Raw genomic sequence first — 15975 nt, 5'->3', positions numbered from 1 at the left:
AAGTTTTATTCTGTTTTGTCGTCTGCTTCAGGCTCCTCTCCTGCTGCATCGGTATTATCAGTTGGTTCTGTACTTTCTGTTTCGGCTGCCGGTGCGGCGTCGGTTGATGCTGCGGTTTCGGTACCGTCTTCAGCAACAACTGCCGAATTATCCAGTTCCTCGTCCTCATCATGATCTACCTTGGCTACCGAAGCGATCTCGTCATTACCTTTCAATGTAATTAGTCTAACACCTTGTGTAGCGCGACCCATAGTACGCAGCTCGCTGATGGCGATACGAATGATGATACCCGATTTGTTGATGATCATCAGATCCTCTTTATCAGTAACACCTTTTATGGCAACAAGTTTTCCGGTTTTTTCGGTAACGTTTAGCGTTTTTACGCCTTTACCGCCACGGTTGGTAACACGGTAATCGTCGATATAGGTACGTTTACCGTAACCTTTTTCGGATACCACCAATACGGTAGTTTCTTTATCGTCGATAGCTATCATGCCAACCACTTCGTCATTATCGCTATCTAAGCTGATACCGCGTACGCCTGTAGCTGTACGCCCCATCGGCCTAACGGTAGATTCGTTGAAGCGGATAGCACGGCCGCTTTGCAGCGCCATAACAATTTCGCTGCTGCCGGTGGTTAATGTTGCTTCTAACAGCGAGTCGCCCTCGTTGATGTTGATAGCGTTGATACCATTTGCACGCGGGCGTGAATATGCCTCTAAAGATGTTTTTTTGATAACACCTTTTTTGGTACACATAATAATGAAGTTGTTCTCCAGGTAATCTTTATCCTTCAGCGATTTTAGCTTGATGTAAGCTTTAATGTTTTCCTCTTTAGGGATATTGATGATATTTTGGATAGCACGGCCTTTAGAAGTACGCGTTCCTTCCGGAATTTCGAATACACGTAACCAGAAACACTGCCCGCTCTCGGTAAAGAACAGCATGTAGTTATGGTTAGAGGCGATGAACAGGTGCTCAATAAAGTCGGCATCGCGGCTGTTACTGCCTAAGCTGCCTTTACCACCCCTGCCCTGCCTGCGGTATTCGGTAAGCGAAGTACGTTTGATGTATCCTTCGCGCGAGATGGTGATCACCACATCTTCATCTTCAATAAAGTCTTCGGTTTGCATCTCTGCCGATGAGTGTACCATTTCGGTTTTACGCTCATCGCCGTATTTAGCTTTGATGTCTAATAATTCGTCTTTGATGATCTGCATCCGCAGGCCTTCATCTGCAAGGATAGATTTTAAGTAATCGATGGTTTTCATCAAAGCATCGTATTCGTCTTTGATCTTATCACGCTCCAGGCCGGTTAAACGCCTTAAGGTCATATCCAAAATGGCGCGTGCCTGGATATCGCTTAAAGCGAAATTGGCCATTAAGCCTTCGCGTGCTTCGTCTGGTGTGGATGAGGCGCGAATAAGGCGGATAACCTCCTCAATATGATCGAGCGCTATCAGCAAACCTTCCAGGATATGCGCGCGTTTTTCGGCTTCTGCCAGTTCGTACTTGGTACGGCGGATAACCACCTCGTGCCTGTGCTCAACAAAATGATGGATCAGATCCCTCAGGTTCAGCATCATTGGCCTGCCATGTACCAGCGCAATATTATTCACGCTGAACGATGTTTGCAGGGCGGTGTACTTGTACAGGTTGTTTAGTACGATAGCGGCGTTAGCGTCGCGTTTTATTTCGTACACCACGCGGATCCCCTCGCGGTTACTTTCATCGCGGATAGCGGTGATACCTTCAATTTTCTTATCATTCACCAGTTCGGCGGTACGCTCAATCATCAGCGCTTTGTTCACCTGGTAAGGCACTTCGGTAACAATGATGCGTTCGCGTTCGCCATTGTAAGTTTCAATTTCGGCGCGCGAGCGAATAACAATACGGCCGCGGCCTGTTTCCAATGCCTGGCGCGGGCCTTCAAAACCGTAGATGATACCACCTGTAGGGAAATCGGGGCCTTTAACATAGGTCATCAGTTCCGATATCTCTATGTTGCGGTTATTTATCAGCGCAATGGTAGCGTCAACAATTTCTGATAGGTTATGCGGCGCCATGTTGGTGGCCATACCTACCGCAATACCGCTTGCACCGTTAACCAAAAGGTTAGGGAATTTGGCAGGTAAAACGGTTGGCTCGTGCAGCGAGTCGTCAAAGTTCAGCTGGAAATCGATGGTATCTTTGTTGATATCGGCCAGCATTTCCTCGGCAATTTTTTCGAGCCTTGCCTCGGTGTAACGCATTGCCGCGGGCTGGTCACCATCTATCGAACCATAGTTACCCTGGCCCTCCACAAATGGGTACCTCAGGCTCCAGTCCTGCGCCATACGCACCATGGCATCGTATACCGAAGTATCGCCATGCGGGTGATATTTACCCAGTACCTCACCTACTATACGTGCAGATTTTTTGTAAGGCTTGTTGTTGTACAAACCCAGATCGAGCATGCCATACAATACGCGCCTGTGTACCGGTTTTAAACCGTCGCGAACATCGGGAAGTGCCCGGGATACAATAACCGACATTGAATAATCAATGTAAGCCGATCGCATTTCCTCATCAATATTTATCGAAATTATTCTGTCTTCTTTTTGCGGATTATCGTTTTCTGTCTCTTCAGCCATTTGTTTTTCTTAGTGGAAAATATAATCAGTTTTTGCGTGTAAAATTGGTTTTTTTATACGACCTGCGAAGTTAAGAATTTATATGGCAACGGGCCAATTTTTTACTAACATTCGGCCCCTTTTTTAACGTTTTAGGGTTAAAAAACAGGTCAAAAATATGTTACAGAAAAGGTTTAGAGCTTTACCTTTTTCCAGTATTCCCGCACGGTTGTGCCATTGGGTAATTTGCCGGTAAACGTGAGCGTGTCGTGGCTGATGCTGTACACATAGGGCACCGTGATATTGAGGGTTTTAGAGGGTTCTCGGCTATAGGTTTGCGTTTCAAAACAAGTAGTGTCCTGCAGATTGTATTTACCCTGTTCGTAAACGATAGTATCCTGTCCCGGTTCTATAAAGGTGGCTTCGTACTCCTCGTCGTTATATCTGCGTTGCAATTTATACTCTTTGGAAGCGGACTCAACCTTGTTGTTGTAAACGCCGCCCGCGTAAATATAAGTACCTTCTAACGAGTGGACAGCGGACGCGCTGAGCAGTGCAAGTGGACAAATTAATAAAACAATTTTTCGTAGCGTTAACATTGTACAGTAAAAAGCATTGAACGAAAGGATATAAACAAAAGTATCAATGACAGAGTTATCAAAATTGCGTAGGAGTTTCTTGCCGAAAAAGCGTCGTCGAGATAAGCTCTGTATGCCCGAACAATCATCGCAATGCTAAAACCACCAAAAATAAGGCATGAAGCCATTAAAAGGTCAAATACGATCCCTTTATCCTTGAAAAATAATAACGCGGAGTATACTGCCACCGAGTAAAGGAGCAATGCCAGGCCATTGATGCGCAATTTTGGAACGTCTAAACCCAATTAATCCCCTTTTTAAGTAATGATAAGGTACGTTCTTCTTCGCTTCCCGGTTGAGCATGGTAATCATACACCCATTTGGCGGTTGGCGGCAGGCTCATCAGTATCGATTCGATACGGCCGTTAGTTTCCAGCCCGAAACGGGTGCCGGCATCGTACACCAGGTTAAATTCGGTATAACGGCTGCGGCGCTGGTATTGCCATTGCTGCTGCTCCGGCGTAAATTCTTTGTAGCGGCTGCGGTTCACCAGCTCGGTATAGGTTGGGATAAACGAGCGCCCCAGTACTTTAGAAAATTCGAAGATCATCTCCCAGTTCATTTCTTCGTTGGCAGTAAGCCTGTCGTAAAAAATGCCGCCTATTCCGCGGGTTTCGTCGCGGTGCTTAATAAAGAAGTAGTCATCGGCCCACACCTTAAAGCGATGGTAAAACTCATCGTTAAAATGGTCGCACACGTTCTTTATTTGCTGGTGGAAGAACCGGGCATCTTCATCTACCACATAATGCGGCGTAAGGTCTATGCCCCCGCCAAACCAGTGCATAGGCGTTTCGCCGGTTTCGGTTGGCATCTCAAAATACCGTATGTTCATGTGGATGATAGGCACCAGCGGGTGGTTGGGGTGTATCACAATGGAAATGCCGGTAGCAAAGAAATCTTCCTGTTCTACATTCAGTGCTTTCTTCATGGTGTGCGGCAGTTTGCCATGCACCGCGGAGAAATTAACGCCCCCTTTTTCAAATATATTTCCGTTTTGGATAATGCGGGTACGGCCACCGCCTCCCCCTTCGCGTTCCCAAAGTTCTTCTTCAAATTTGGCCAGCCCGTCGGTAGCCTCCAGGGCTGCACATATCTCGTCCTGTATTTCGCGGTAACCTGCAGCTATTTGTTCTTTACTAATCATTAATTTTAAATTATTGATTTAGTGAATTGGTGTTTCACAACAGCAAAACTAAACAAAGTATTGATTAAGCTAAACATGATCTTAATCACTAATTAATCTTAACTTATTCCGGCTTCTTCTTCAATGTAATTTAAATCCTTGCCAAAAGTCTCTTTTAACTGGCTTAACGAGAACAGCGCTATCACGGTTAAGATGACCATCATGATATATCCGCTGGTTATCATCCCATAATTGGCCTTTAACGCATTAAATGCCATAGTAATAGGGATAAGTGAACCACGCACAAAGTTGGGCACGGTGGTGGTTACCGTAGCGCGTATATTGGTGCCAAACTGTTCTGCAGCAATGGTTACAAAGGTTGCCCAATAGCCCACGGTGCAACCCATAAAGAAACAGATCCATACAAACTTATCGTGGGTGATTCCTTCCGACCGCAGATACACAAAGGCGCTAACAAGCGACAACAGTAGGAAAACCATCATGGTTAGCTTACGCGAGCGGGTTACCTGGGCCAGCAGGCCGGCAAATATATCGCCGATAGCGATGCCTATGTAGGTATAAAGCACTCCTTCGCCGGCGCTTAAAACTTCTTTAGATTTTAAAGCAACACCAAATTCGGGTGAAAAAGTTACCAGTACACCCACTACATACCATAGCGGCGCACCTATTAAAATGCAGTAAAGGTATTTTTTGAAGCGCTTAAAATCAGTAAAAAGCATCAGGAAATTACCTTTGGATACTTTACTTTCCTGTACGTTTTTAAACATGCCCGATTCGAAAGTGCCCACGCGAAGCAGCAATAATAAGATCCCCAATCCGCCGCCAACCATATAGGCGGTTTGCCAGCCGTACTTGGCCACAGCATAGGCCGCAGCAGCGCCAAATAAACCCACTACCGCTACGATCATGGTGCCGTAGCCGCGTTTTTCTTTACTTAAAGTTTCCGATACAAGGGTGATACCTGCCCCAAGTTCTCCCGCCAGGCCAATGCCGGCAATAAAGCGGATAAGCGCGTAAGAATTAACATCGTACGCGTAGGCGTTGGCAAAATTGGCTATGGAGTAAAGCAAGATGGAACCGAACAGTACTTTTATGCGCCCCAATTTATCCCCCATGATACCCCAAAGCAAACCACCCAGCAGTAAACCAAACATTTGTACATTGATGATGAACTGACCTTTGGAAAGCATATCTGCATCGGCAACGCCAATATCGTGCAGACTGGCCTTACGCACAATGGAGAACACCAACAGATCATATATATCAACAAAGTAACCCAATGAGGCCACAATTACCAGGAAAACAACATTTTTGGTAAGTTTTGCAGGAGCAGTATCAGTCATGACGGATCAGGAGTTATAATTGGTGTGGCTAATGTAGATAAAGCAGGCAATGTTGCCTAATTTTTTTACATAAAAAAACCCCTGTTTACACAGAGGTTTTATAATATAGTTGCTGTTGATTAAACTTTTTTAACATTTACGGCCTGTAAACCTTTTCTGCCTTCTTCAACATCGTATTCTACGCTATCGTTATCTTTAATGGCGTTTACACCGCCCTGTACATCCTTAAAGTGAACAAACAGATCTTTACCGTCGTCGGTAACAATAAAGCCGTAACCTTTTTGGGTGTTAAACCATTTTACTTTTCCAGTTTTCATAATAATTGGTATAATCGTATTAAAAAATTTGTTTAGCCGATCAGTAAGTAATTCAACTGAGTATAAAAATGGTTTAATAATCAATTATAGAATGTACAACTATCTTTTCAAATATATAAAATTATTAATAACCAAATAAAATTATTTATAGAGGTTAAAGAAATGTAAATAAAGGGTTAAAACCATAAAAGCCACCCTATTGGGTGGCCTTTATGGTTAAACAATTTTAAGGTTGTTTTAATAATTATTTTACGTCCTGGAAGAAGTAAACGCCTGCAGATGGGGTTACCCTTACTAAAAATTCTTTACCGTCTTTAGCCAGATCTACAAAGTAAACAGTGTTTTCAAAGGTATCGTCGCCGGTTTCTAATTTGATAACTTCTTTAGCGAAGTAACCTTCGTATTTAGTAGCGATTTCTTTCTTAGCTTTCTCAGGCAATGCTTTGAATTGTACATTCTGAGTTACACCGATCAACTCGCCGCGCAGGTTGTAGAAAGCAGACATTTTTACATCATCCAAAGTAAAAGTTACTTTTTGGAAGTTAGCGCTAACTTTCCAGGTAGCGTTTTCTGCTCTTGCGAAATCGTTGTTGAATTTAAGGATGGCAGCGTAAGAAACATTCTCGGTACCGTCATCAGTTTTTGTTGCGCTGGTTGCAGCATATATGTTAGTAGTAAACAAGCTGGCAGCGATTGCGATGGTTACAAATATCTTTTTCATGTTGTTTTTTATTTTGTATTGTTTTATATTTTAATTTACATAACAAAAGTACGGTACAGTTGAATATATTCAAAATTATTGCCAATTTTTATGAATATATCATAAGCAAAGCGCCAATAATATAAAAATGTAAAAAATATAGACGATACTTAGTGTGTAATTTACAATATGTCAATAAAAACATGATATACTTATTGTAAAAAGTACACTAAGTAAAATTTGAATGGAAAAACCCATTGTTTGTGACATTTTCCTGACAAAAGGAGGTATTTATAGCTAATTTTTAGCCATTATCGGCAAAGCCCGGGTATAAAGCCATGCCCCCATCCACAAAAATAGTGGTGCCGGTAATGTAATCCGCATCATCGGAAGCCAGCCAGGCGGCCAGTTTTCCAACATCGCCGGGCTGGCCTATACGGTTATAAGGGATGAGGTCTAATAACTTGTTCAGCGCCGCCGGAGTTTCCCAGGCAGGCTTATTTATAGGTGTTTGTATGGCGCCCGGGGCAATACCTACTACGCGGATCTGATGTGGTGCCAGTTCCTGCGCTATGCTTTTCATAAACATACTTACGCCTCCTTTGCTGGCCGCGTAGTTTACATGCCCCGCCCAGGGGATGATCTCGTGAACGCTGCTCATACAAATGATCTTGCCGGCGGCAGCGCTCCGCTTTTTAACCATTCCCCTTTTGATGAACTCTTTGGCGGCCTCGCGTGAGCACAGGAACTGCCCGGTAAGGTTAATGCTGATAACGGTGTTCCATTGTTCCAGCGTCATATCCACAAATTTCGAATCCTTTTGCAGGCCGGCGTTGTTCACCAGGATATCTACCGTACCGTACTTTTTAATAGCGGTGGCAAACATGGCTTTCACCTCATCTTCCTTACTCACATCGCATTGGTGGGCAAAGGCTTTACCACCGGTATCTTTAATAATTTTCACCACCTCATAGGCTGCATCATGGTTATGCGCAAAATTTACAAGCACTTTGGCGCCTGCCTCTGCTAAAGCGATAGCTACTGCCCTGCCGATACCGCTATCCCCGCCGGTTATAATGGCGGCTTGTCCTTTTAGTTTCTGTGGTGTTTTCATGCTGATATAGGAAAGGAAGTTAGGGCGATATGGTTTTTACTCTGCAGCAATTTATCAAATAATTTGTGATTGAAGCTCTGCTAACAATATAAAGGAACCGTTATATGGATATGCATTAAGGGGTATATAGGTTTTTTAACCAATAAGTAAATTAATGGATTTAACTGTGTTAACCTAATAAATTTAAATGCATTTATTATTAGCTATTTAAAAAGTTAACATTTGAAATTGTGTTAACTTTTGTAAACTTTTTAGTCATCAGTTGATGCGGTACTTTAATTTAAGAGAAATCTCAGCCTGGGTAACCGGATAATTTTACAACGCCTTTATATAATCCAAAAACAAGTATAACGCCTTCTTCTTATCCTCCGTCAGGTCAAAATCCAATTTGTGCATTAGGTAATCCTCCAGGTCGAAATCGGCGCGTTGGGGTAACTCTTTTAAAAGATCCTTGCGGTGTGCGAGGCCAAGGCGCAAGGCGTTATTAAATTCCGTTATAAAATCGGCGGGGATGGGCTTATTAGCAATCCAGGCGGCAAACACAAAAGGTAAGCCGGTGAATTTTAGCCATTCGGCGGACAGATCGTACACAAAAGGGTAATCATCTTTTTTACCGAAGGTGCGGTCGCCTATTTGTACAAAGGCGGTATTGGCATCGGTTGAGGCGGCATAGTCGGGCGCATCTTTAACCAGTTCAGGCTGTACCTGCCAAAAGTTTTTAAGCAGCACCCGGGCAAGGTTATTGGACGTGCGCGATTGCGGATCGAGCTGGATGGTTTTCACCTCCCTGATATCGCAATTACTAAAAATAAATACGGAGTTCACCGCGCCGACGGCGCCAATGCAATAGGCCGAAACGATCTCCCATTGTGGCAGACTAAGGGTAGCGGCCACGGGGATGAGGCCGATATCTGCTGTATCGTCTATAAGTTTTTGCGCGCAGTCGGACGGGATATCAAGGCTCAGTTCGATATCGTTGATGATATCTGAATGCTGTAAACCGTATAAAAAGGGCTTGGTGTTAGTATAGCTAACCGCGGATATTCTGATCTTTTTCACTTAGCTGTTCAGGAGTTTTTAGGTGGAGCGCGTTATTGAAATCTACGATCTCGAATTTGCTGCCATCATGCGTCAATTTATATAGTACCAAATTCTGGTGTGGGAAGGTATCCATTTCGGTAAGCGGTTTATCGGTAAGGATACACAAAAGCAGGCGCATGGCCCGGCCGTGCATACATATCAGTACGGTTTCTTCTTCGGGGTGGCTCATAATCACGTCCATGGCCTCTAACTGGCGTATCTTAACCTCGTTGGGGCTTTCGCCACCCTCGAATTTAACATCCAGGTTACCGGCAACCCAATTGCGCATTACTTCCAAAAAATCCGCTCTTAATTCGGGTGATGCCGCCTGCCCTTCGTGGATGCCCCAGGCCAGTTCATCTAACCCGGGTAGTTTTTCAAATGGAAGGCCGGTATCTATAAAAGGCTGGACACTCTGTTGCGTACGCTTTAAAGCGGATACGTAGATCTTATCGAAAGGCACATCTTTATAAGCTGCAAAGAATTGCCTCGCCTGCAGGCGCCCTTCATCATTTAGGTCAGTGTCTTTTCCGCGGCCCTGGATAATGCCTTGCTTATTAAGATCGGTTTGCCCGTGGCGGACAATATATAAAGTCTTCTTTGTATTGTTCATTAGTTCATTTATTCATTAGTTCATTGGGTTATCGGGTTAATAATTCTTCGGCATGCTACCAATGAACTAATGAACCGGTGAACCAATAAACTAATTTATCACCGGCAGTTTGTAATACTTCGGTTTTTCGGTTTCCTCAAACTGATAATCGTTGTAATCGGTAACTACGTTATAAAGCGTATCGCGCTCTATGGGGTAGCGGCCTGCATTTTTTATCAGGTCTACCAATTGTTTAGTACTCATAGCCGGGTGCTGTTCTTCGGCGCCTGCCATCGAATAGATCTTGGTGGTATCATCCAGTGTGCCATCAATATCATCCACCCCAAAGTTAAGCGACAATTGCGCCGTAGTGCGGCTGATCATGGCCCAGTAGGCTTTGATGTGATCGAAATTATCCAGGTAGATACGTGCGATAGCGTAGTTGCGCAGATCCTCTAATACGGTGGTTTCGGGTACGTTGCTCATCTGGTTATCCTGATTGCGAAATTTAAGCGGGATAAAGGTTTGGAAACCGCCCGTCCTATCCTGTAATTCGCGCAGGCGTTCCATATGATCAACCCGGTGCCAGTATTTTTCGATGTGGCCGTAAAGCATGGTAGCGTTAGATCGCATACCTATTTTGTGCCATTCTTCGTGTATGGCCAGCCATTGCTCGCCGGTACATTTATCTTTGGCAATCAGGTCGCGTACTTCCGGGTGGAAGATCTCCGCCCCTCCGCCGGGGATAGATTCTAAACCGGCATCCTTCATCAGTTGCATACCGGTGGCGTAATCAATCTTTGCTTTCTTAAATATATAGTGATATTCAACAGGCGTTAAAGCCTTTACGTGCAGATCTGGCCTGTGTTCTTTAATGCGGGTGAACAACTCGCTGTAAAATGCAACATCGTATTGCGGCAACACACCGCCCACAATATGCACCTCGGTAACCGGCTGCCCGTCGTACTTTTTTACGATATCCAGCATTTCTTCCATGGTGTACTCCCACCCTTCCGATCGCTGTTTAAGCAAGCGGGAATAAGAGCAAAATTTACAATCGTACACACAAAGATTGGTTGGCTCGATATGGAAATTGCGGTTGAAGTAGGTTTTATCGCCGTGTTTTTGTTCGCGTATGTAGTTGGCCAGTATGCCAAGATAGCCCAGTTCCGCCTTCTCGTAAAGCAAAACGCCTTCATCAAAAGTTATACGCTGTTTATCAAGTACCTTTTGCGCGATGGCTTTAAGTTCGGGTAAAAGCTGCGGGTTATTTAACAGTATCCTGAAATTTTCTGATACTTCCATTTTTAGACAAATAGTTTAGGCAAAGGTAGCAAAATACAGCAATTTTGTAAGCGCAGTATTTAGATACGAGTGTTTAAACGCCTAAAATGACGATGGGTTTACAAGCAGCACCCCAAGGCAAAAATGCTATTTTATCTCCTTAACGTATACCTTAATATCCTTTACATGGATGCCGGTGAGGCAATCGTCCTGGCAGCCTTTGGGGACATAACCAGCTAAAGAAATGAGGCCGTTATTATCAGCCTCAAAAAAGATATCATTTTTATTTTTATCCACCTTCAACCATTCGTTTTTTGCCCTGGCGTAAACTTGGTCGAGCGTAAGCATCTCAAAACCATCGGTATGCGTATTGAGCGTGCTGCCGCTCTCTGCCCAGCGTGCCAGGGTATCTACGCTATCGCGCACGGCAGTTGTTCGGGTTAGTAAAAAATCGCGGGCTATAACCCTGCCGTTCTGCACGGTAATCTTCGATTCGGCATAGGAGCCCGTCCACGAGCCATAGTAAGTAACGTAGCTATAAGAATTGGCGGAAGATTTTTTGAACGACAGCCATGCAGAGTAGCTATCCTCGTAATCGGGATTAACGGCATCTTTTTTACAGGCGGATAAACCCAGCGTAACAATAAGTAATAAGGCGGATAGGTATTTCATTCAATTAAAGCGATTTATAACATTACGACGCCGATTTTAAAAACGCTACAGCAAATGCCGAAAATTTCCTTTTATTTTGGGCGATACAAGCACCTTTATCAGTTATGAAAATTGAAACCATCGCTATCCATGCCGGCAACCATATCGACGGAACCTCCCGCGCCGTAGTACAACCCATTGTAACGGCCACTACCTTCGAGCGCGGCGAAGACGGCGGTTTCCCCGGCGGGCACACCTACAGCCGGGCATCAAACCCTAACCGTGCGTCCCTGGAGAATGTATTGGCAAAGCTGGAAGGCGGCGAAGAAGCGGCAGCATTTTCATCAGGGAACGCGGCTGGTATGTCGGTTTTTCAATCGCTGCAGCCGGGCAGCCACATTATAGCGCCGGATGATATGTATCACGGCCTGCGTAACCAGTTAAAGACACTTTTTGCAGGGATACTGGAGTTTGATTTTGTAGATGTGAACGATAGCGAGGTGCTTAAATCTCACATCAAACCCAACACCAAACTCATCTGGCTGGAAACACCATCCAACCCGCTTTTAAAGGTTACCGATATAAAAAAGGTAGTGGCTATAGCTGCAGAACATGATATAAAAGTGGTTTGCGATAATACTTTCGCCACACCGCTTTGTCAGCAGCCATTAGCTTTGGGTGCCGATATGGTGATGCACTCTACCACCAAATACTTTGGCGGGCACAGCGATCTGATGGGCGGCGCCTTAATTACCGCCAGAAAAAACGACTGGTGGGAAAAGATACGCAATGTGCAAACCATGGGTGGTGCCATTCCCTCGCCGACAGATTGCTACTACCTTACCCGCAGCATAAAAACCCTGCCTTACCGGATGCGCGGGCATGTAAAGAACGCACAGATGCTGGCCGAATATCTGGATAACCATGATAAAATAGAGAAAGTGTTATACCCGGGTCTGCAATCGCACCCGCAGCACCAGATAGCTAAAGAGCAAATGGCCGGCTTTGGCGCGGTACTATCCTTTATGTTAAAAGACGGCGAAGAAGAGGCCAAAAGGGTTGTAAACGCCTTACAGTTATTTACGCAAGCCACCAGCCTTGGCGGCGTGGAAAGCCTGGTAGAGCACCGCGCATCTGTAGAAGGCCCGGATACTAAAACACCGTTTAACTTATTGCGCGTTTCGGTTGGGTTGGAGCATATCGACGATCTGATTGCGGATATGGAGCAGGCGCTGGACTAATACGGGGTGTCCCACTTATAAAGTGGGACACTTGTTTTTTGCTTTATATTGATTACCAGTGTTTTACATATATTTAGTGAAACACTTTGGGACATCCCTGTTGTTTAAATAACCACTGCAATTTATTGTAGGTTAACGTATTAAACAAATATTAATCCATCGTAAAAAAGTTAGTGAAACACCTAAAGTGGGACACCAAAGCCCCTTACCCGTCCTAAAAAAAGTTTAAACTTTTGGTTGTTAATGCTGCTTTAGGTTTACACCCCGCGATATGGCAATTTCGCCAAATCTCATCAGGTGGCCGGTCTATCAGTGCCGATAAATTCAAAAAATTGCGGGATGCACTTGTTCTGTGTATATTTAACTTGTAAGAACCACTTGCCAGCAAGCAGGCTCGGGCAACCTTCATTTATTATCATTTATTATGGATATACAAGAACAGATCGCAGCGTATATTAACAGCCAGCCCGAACCGAAACGTACGGAGATGCAGGAATTGCACTTGCATATACTTCAAACATTACCGGGATGTAAACTCTGGTTTCTGGATGGTAGAAACAGTGAGAATAAAGTTGTTAGTAACCCTAATATAGGATATGGCTCCTACACCATAAAATATGCGGATGGCACAACCAGGGAGTTTTATCAAATTGGTTTGAGCGCAAACACAAGCGGGATCTCCGTCTATATCCTGGGCCTTGAGGATAAAGCATACTTAATTAACACCTACGGGAAAGATTTGGGTAAGGCGAGCGTTACCGGTTATTGCATTAAGTTTAAAAAATTAAAGGATATCAATCTCGATGTGCTCGAAACTGCAATTCGGGATGGGGTTGAGCTTACAAAGGACAAATAAATTTAAACTCAAAAATTGGCATAAGCTGTTATATGACTTGTAAAAACACGCTGCAACGCATCACATCTGCAAAATTTTTATTGTTGTGTCTCCTGTCCCTCGCGGGCGGTATCGCCTCGGCACAGCAAACCGATACCGTATTTTTAAAAAAGATCCTGACGGATCATCCCGAACTATTCAGCGGGATATTAAACCACCCTACCCAAAACGAGGTGCAGATATTGTACACACAGATAGACCGCGATAAAAACAACGTACCCCACTTTACCACTTACAGTTACCGGCTTAATGCCAACCGTTACTTTTACCCGGCAAGCACGGTAAAGCTGCCAACATCCATTTTCGCGCTGGAGAAAATAAATGAGCTGGGTCTTAAGAAACTGAAGAGCGCCGATATGATTACCGACAGTGCCTTCTTCGGCCAAAGCAAAGTGCTGACGGATACTTCATCGATAACCGGGCTGCCATCCATCACCAATTACATCAAAAAGATCCTGCTGGTGAGTGATAACGATGCTTATAACCGCCTGTATGAATTTATTGGTCGCGAGGAGATCAACAAAAAGCTAAAGAAATATGAGCTGAACAACACCCGTATCATTGGTCGGCTTGCTGTGGGCGATGGCGGCGAAAGTGCCCGCAATACCAACCCGGTTAATTTTTATGATGGTAAAAAATTGCTCTATAGCAAACCATTAATGCGCGATACATTGAATTACCCCATGACGCTGGAGAACATGGTACAGGGCAAAGGTTATCTCAATCGTAAGGACAGCCTCATTATGCAGCCATTTAGCTTTGCCAATTTAAACGTGTATACCATAGCTAACCAGCAAATGGTTTTACGCCGACTGCTCTTCCCCGAGACATTCCCGGCAGCACAACGCTTCAACCTTACACCGGATGATTATAAATTCATCTACAAATACATGAGCATGCTGCCTACCGAAAGCAGCAAGCCCGGCTACCCCACCCCCGAATTTTACCCCGCCTACTGTAAGTTTTTATACTACGGCAGCGATAGCCTTGCAACCATCAACCCCGATGTACGCATCTTTAACAAAATAGGCGATTCTTATGGTTATGATATCGATAATGCTTACATCGTCGATTTTAAGAATAAGGTAGAGTTTATGCTGAGCGCCGTAGTGCAATCTAACGAAGACGGTATCCTGAACGATAATAAATACGAATACAAAACCGTATGCCTCCCCTTTATGAAAAACCTGGGCCAGGTGATTATGCAATATGAGTTATCGCGTCCCAAAAAGCATTTGCCCGACTTATCAAAATTTAAATTTGTTTACACAAAGTGAATTTAATTTAATTAAAAGCAAACTTCACGCTATTGTAGCTGTTAAATAGGGAAACAACTATCTACCTAACATGACAACAGCAACTATAAACAGATATAAGGGCCCGGCAAAAAACCAGGGCGAGAGCATAAATTTATCGGCAGTCGAGCGTACAATCTCCATAGCGGGCGGTACTAAACTGGCGCTTTCCGGTTTAAAAGGCATTTTTAAAAGCCCGTTTTCCAGCATTATTAAAATTGGCGCGGGTGGTTACCTGCTTAGTCGGGGAATAACCGGGCATTGCCAGTTATACGCCGGTATGGGCCGCAATTCTACCGAGCCTGTTAATGTGAACATCCGTTCCTCGTATTTCATCAATAAACCAAGGGAAGAAGTTTATAATTTCTGGCGCAAGTTGGATAACCTGCCCCTGTTTATGAAACACCTTAAAAGTGTAGAACTGATAGACGATACCCGTTCGCACTGGGTGTTAAAACTACCATTAGGCGTACCCGCAGTTAGCTGGGACGCCGAAATTGTGCACGACGACCCGGGTTATATGATCGGCTGGAGTTCGCTCCCCAATTCACTGATAGATAATGCCGGCAAAGTGCGTTTCCAGGATAACCCGGATGGCCAGGGGACATTGGTGGATATCACTATCTCGTATCGCCCGCCTGCAGGCGGCTTTGGTGGCGGCATTGCGCACATCCTAAACCCGGTATTTAAAAACATGGTGGATAATGATGTGCGTAATTTTAAGCAGTATATGGATATTGAAGGCGGTAGTGCCCCTTACGCCGCATCTTTTGAAGAGCCGGAGGCTTATGTAATAGAAGGTATTATTATTGAGGAAGAAGAGCCAAATTATCAGGAAGCAGCGCAACAGGAGGAACAGCCGGTTGCTGAAAATACTGACACCCGGGCAAGCGACGAATTGGAGCGGCAAAGGCAATGGCCAAATGCGGAGGGGAATAATTATTAAACATAAACACCGCTGTCATTTCGAGGGAAGCGCAGCGACGAGAAATCTTCTACACGCAGCCGGCGACTAAGCAATCCAATATGCATATCCGCCTTTCACGTCGTATAAGATTTCTCCTCGCTA

15 protein-coding genes are annotated in these 15975 nt (G+C 44.5%); 4 read left to right on the top strand and 11 right to left on the bottom strand.

Annotated features, from left to right (window positions below):
* Positions 1-5 precede the first annotated feature (5 nt).
* The 11 genes from gyrA to IDJ77_RS19050 form a co-directional block, all read right to left on the bottom strand.
* Positions 6-2633 carry a DNA gyrase subunit A gene (gene gyrA / locus IDJ77_RS19100; protein ID WP_191190588.1) on the bottom strand — a complete coding sequence of 876 codons (2628 nt, stop codon included), beginning with the start codon at positions 2631-2633 and terminating at the stop codon, positions 6-8.
* Between the two features lie 173 nt (positions 2634-2806).
* Positions 2807-3211, bottom strand: a complete 405-nt coding sequence (locus IDJ77_RS19095) for a hypothetical protein (protein WP_191190587.1) — start codon at positions 3209-3211, stop codon at positions 2807-2809.
* 274 nt (positions 3212-3485) lie between these two features.
* Complete coding sequence (gene hemF, locus IDJ77_RS19090) at positions 3486-4394, bottom strand: oxygen-dependent coproporphyrinogen oxidase (protein WP_191190586.1); 909 nt, start codon at positions 4392-4394, stop codon at positions 3486-3488.
* A gap of 98 nt (positions 4395-4492) precedes the next feature.
* A complete protein-coding gene (locus IDJ77_RS19085; RefSeq protein WP_191190585.1) occupies positions 4493-5737 on the bottom strand; it encodes an MFS transporter in 1245 nt (414 codons plus the stop codon).
* Between the two features lie 119 nt (positions 5738-5856).
* On the bottom strand, positions 5857-6054 hold the full coding sequence (locus tag IDJ77_RS19080) for a cold-shock protein (protein ID WP_128533758.1): 198 nt from the start codon (positions 6052-6054) through the stop codon (positions 5857-5859).
* A gap of 244 nt (positions 6055-6298) precedes the next feature.
* On the bottom strand, positions 6299-6775 hold the full coding sequence (locus IDJ77_RS19075) for a hypothetical protein (RefSeq protein ID WP_191190584.1): 477 nt from the start codon (positions 6773-6775) through the stop codon (positions 6299-6301).
* 283 nt (positions 6776-7058) lie between these two features.
* Positions 7059-7868, bottom strand: a complete 810-nt coding sequence (locus tag IDJ77_RS19070; RefSeq protein ID WP_191190583.1) for an SDR family oxidoreductase — start codon at positions 7866-7868, stop codon at positions 7059-7061.
* A gap of 315 nt (positions 7869-8183) precedes the next feature.
* Positions 8184-8927, bottom strand: coding sequence for a menaquinone biosynthetic enzyme MqnA/MqnD family protein (locus IDJ77_RS19065; protein WP_191190582.1), 744 nt, complete (start codon positions 8925-8927; stop codon positions 8184-8186).
* On the bottom strand, positions 8899-9561 hold the full coding sequence (locus tag IDJ77_RS19060) for a histidine phosphatase family protein (protein ID WP_191190581.1): 663 nt from the start codon (positions 9559-9561) through the stop codon (positions 8899-8901). The genes IDJ77_RS19065 and IDJ77_RS19060 overlap by 29 nt, the downstream gene beginning before the upstream one ends.
* Before the next feature lie 90 nt (positions 9562-9651).
* On the bottom strand, positions 9652-10845 hold the full coding sequence (gene mqnE, locus IDJ77_RS19055) for an aminofutalosine synthase MqnE (protein ID WP_191190580.1): 1194 nt from the start codon (positions 10843-10845) through the stop codon (positions 9652-9654).
* A 126-nt stretch (positions 10846-10971) separates the two neighbouring features.
* A complete protein-coding gene (locus IDJ77_RS19050) occupies positions 10972-11496 on the bottom strand; it encodes a hypothetical protein (protein ID WP_191190579.1) in 525 nt (174 codons plus the stop codon).
* Between the two features lie 104 nt (positions 11497-11600).
* Here IDJ77_RS19050 and IDJ77_RS19045 point away from each other — a divergent pair, with 104 nt between their 5' ends.
* From IDJ77_RS19045 to IDJ77_RS19030, 4 genes are all read left to right on the top strand, one after another.
* Positions 11601-12716, top strand: coding sequence for a trans-sulfuration enzyme family protein (locus tag IDJ77_RS19045; RefSeq protein WP_191190578.1), 1116 nt, complete (start codon positions 11601-11603; stop codon positions 12714-12716).
* 424 nt (positions 12717-13140) lie between these two features.
* Complete coding sequence (locus IDJ77_RS19040) at positions 13141-13572, top strand: DUF1801 domain-containing protein (protein ID WP_191190577.1); 432 nt, start codon at positions 13141-13143, stop codon at positions 13570-13572.
* Positions 13573-13604: 32 nt separating this feature from the next.
* Positions 13605-14888: a serine hydrolase gene (locus IDJ77_RS19035; RefSeq protein ID WP_191190576.1), complete on the top strand. Its 1284-nt coding sequence runs from the start codon at positions 13605-13607 to the stop codon at positions 14886-14888.
* 70 nt (positions 14889-14958) lie between these two features.
* Positions 14959-15852 (top strand): SRPBCC family protein, encoded by an 894-nt coding sequence (locus tag IDJ77_RS19030; RefSeq protein ID WP_191190575.1) that lies wholly within the window; start codon positions 14959-14961, stop codon positions 15850-15852.
* The last annotated feature ends 123 nt before the right edge of the window (positions 15853-15975 follow it).

Origin of the sequence: Mucilaginibacter pankratovii, assembly GCF_014773265.1 — a bacterium.
Taxonomy (GTDB): Bacteria; Bacteroidota; Bacteroidia; order Sphingobacteriales; family Sphingobacteriaceae; genus Mucilaginibacter; species Mucilaginibacter pankratovii.
The sequence above is the reverse complement of the archived record's forward strand: the minus strand, read 5'-3'. Positions and strand labels throughout refer to the sequence as shown.

What these genes read in the sequence shown, in the direction of transcription:
- IDJ77_RS19060 (WP_191190581.1), bottom strand. Translation starts at nt 9,561, where the DNA reads ATGAACAATACAAAGAAGACTTTATATATTGTCCGCCACGGGCAAACC.
- gyrA (WP_191190588.1), bottom strand. Translation starts at nt 2,633, where the DNA reads ATGGCTGAAGAGACAGAAAACGATAATCCGCAAAAAGAAGACAGAATA.
- IDJ77_RS19045 (WP_191190578.1), top strand. Translation starts at nt 11,601, where the DNA reads ATGAAAATTGAAACCATCGCTATCCATGCCGGCAACCATATCGACGGA.
- IDJ77_RS19070 (WP_191190583.1), bottom strand. Translation starts at nt 7,868, where the DNA reads ATGAAAACACCACAGAAACTAAAAGGACAAGCCGCCATTATAACCGGC.
- IDJ77_RS19085 (WP_191190585.1), bottom strand. Translation starts at nt 5,737, where the DNA reads ATGACTGATACTGCTCCTGCAAAACTTACCAAAAATGTTGTTTTCCTG.
- IDJ77_RS19040 (WP_191190577.1), top strand. Translation starts at nt 13,141, where the DNA reads ATGGATATACAAGAACAGATCGCAGCGTATATTAACAGCCAGCCCGAA.
- IDJ77_RS19030 (WP_191190575.1), top strand. Translation starts at nt 14,959, where the DNA reads ATGACAACAGCAACTATAAACAGATATAAGGGCCCGGCAAAAAACCAG.
- hemF (WP_191190586.1), bottom strand. Translation starts at nt 4,394, where the DNA reads ATGATTAGTAAAGAACAAATAGCTGCAGGTTACCGCGAAATACAGGAC.
- IDJ77_RS19095 (WP_191190587.1), bottom strand. Translation starts at nt 3,211, where the DNA reads ATGTTAACGCTACGAAAAATTGTTTTATTAATTTGTCCACTTGCACTG.
- IDJ77_RS19080 (WP_128533758.1), bottom strand. Translation starts at nt 6,054, where the DNA reads ATGAAAACTGGAAAAGTAAAATGGTTTAACACCCAAAAAGGTTACGGC.
- IDJ77_RS19035 (WP_191190576.1), top strand. Translation starts at nt 13,605, where the DNA reads ATGACTTGTAAAAACACGCTGCAACGCATCACATCTGCAAAATTTTTA.
- mqnE (WP_191190580.1), bottom strand. Translation starts at nt 10,845, where the DNA reads ATGGAAGTATCAGAAAATTTCAGGATACTGTTAAATAACCCGCAGCTT.
- IDJ77_RS19050 (WP_191190579.1), bottom strand. Translation starts at nt 11,496, where the DNA reads ATGAAATACCTATCCGCCTTATTACTTATTGTTACGCTGGGTTTATCC.
- IDJ77_RS19075 (WP_191190584.1), bottom strand. Translation starts at nt 6,775, where the DNA reads ATGAAAAAGATATTTGTAACCATCGCAATCGCTGCCAGCTTGTTTACT.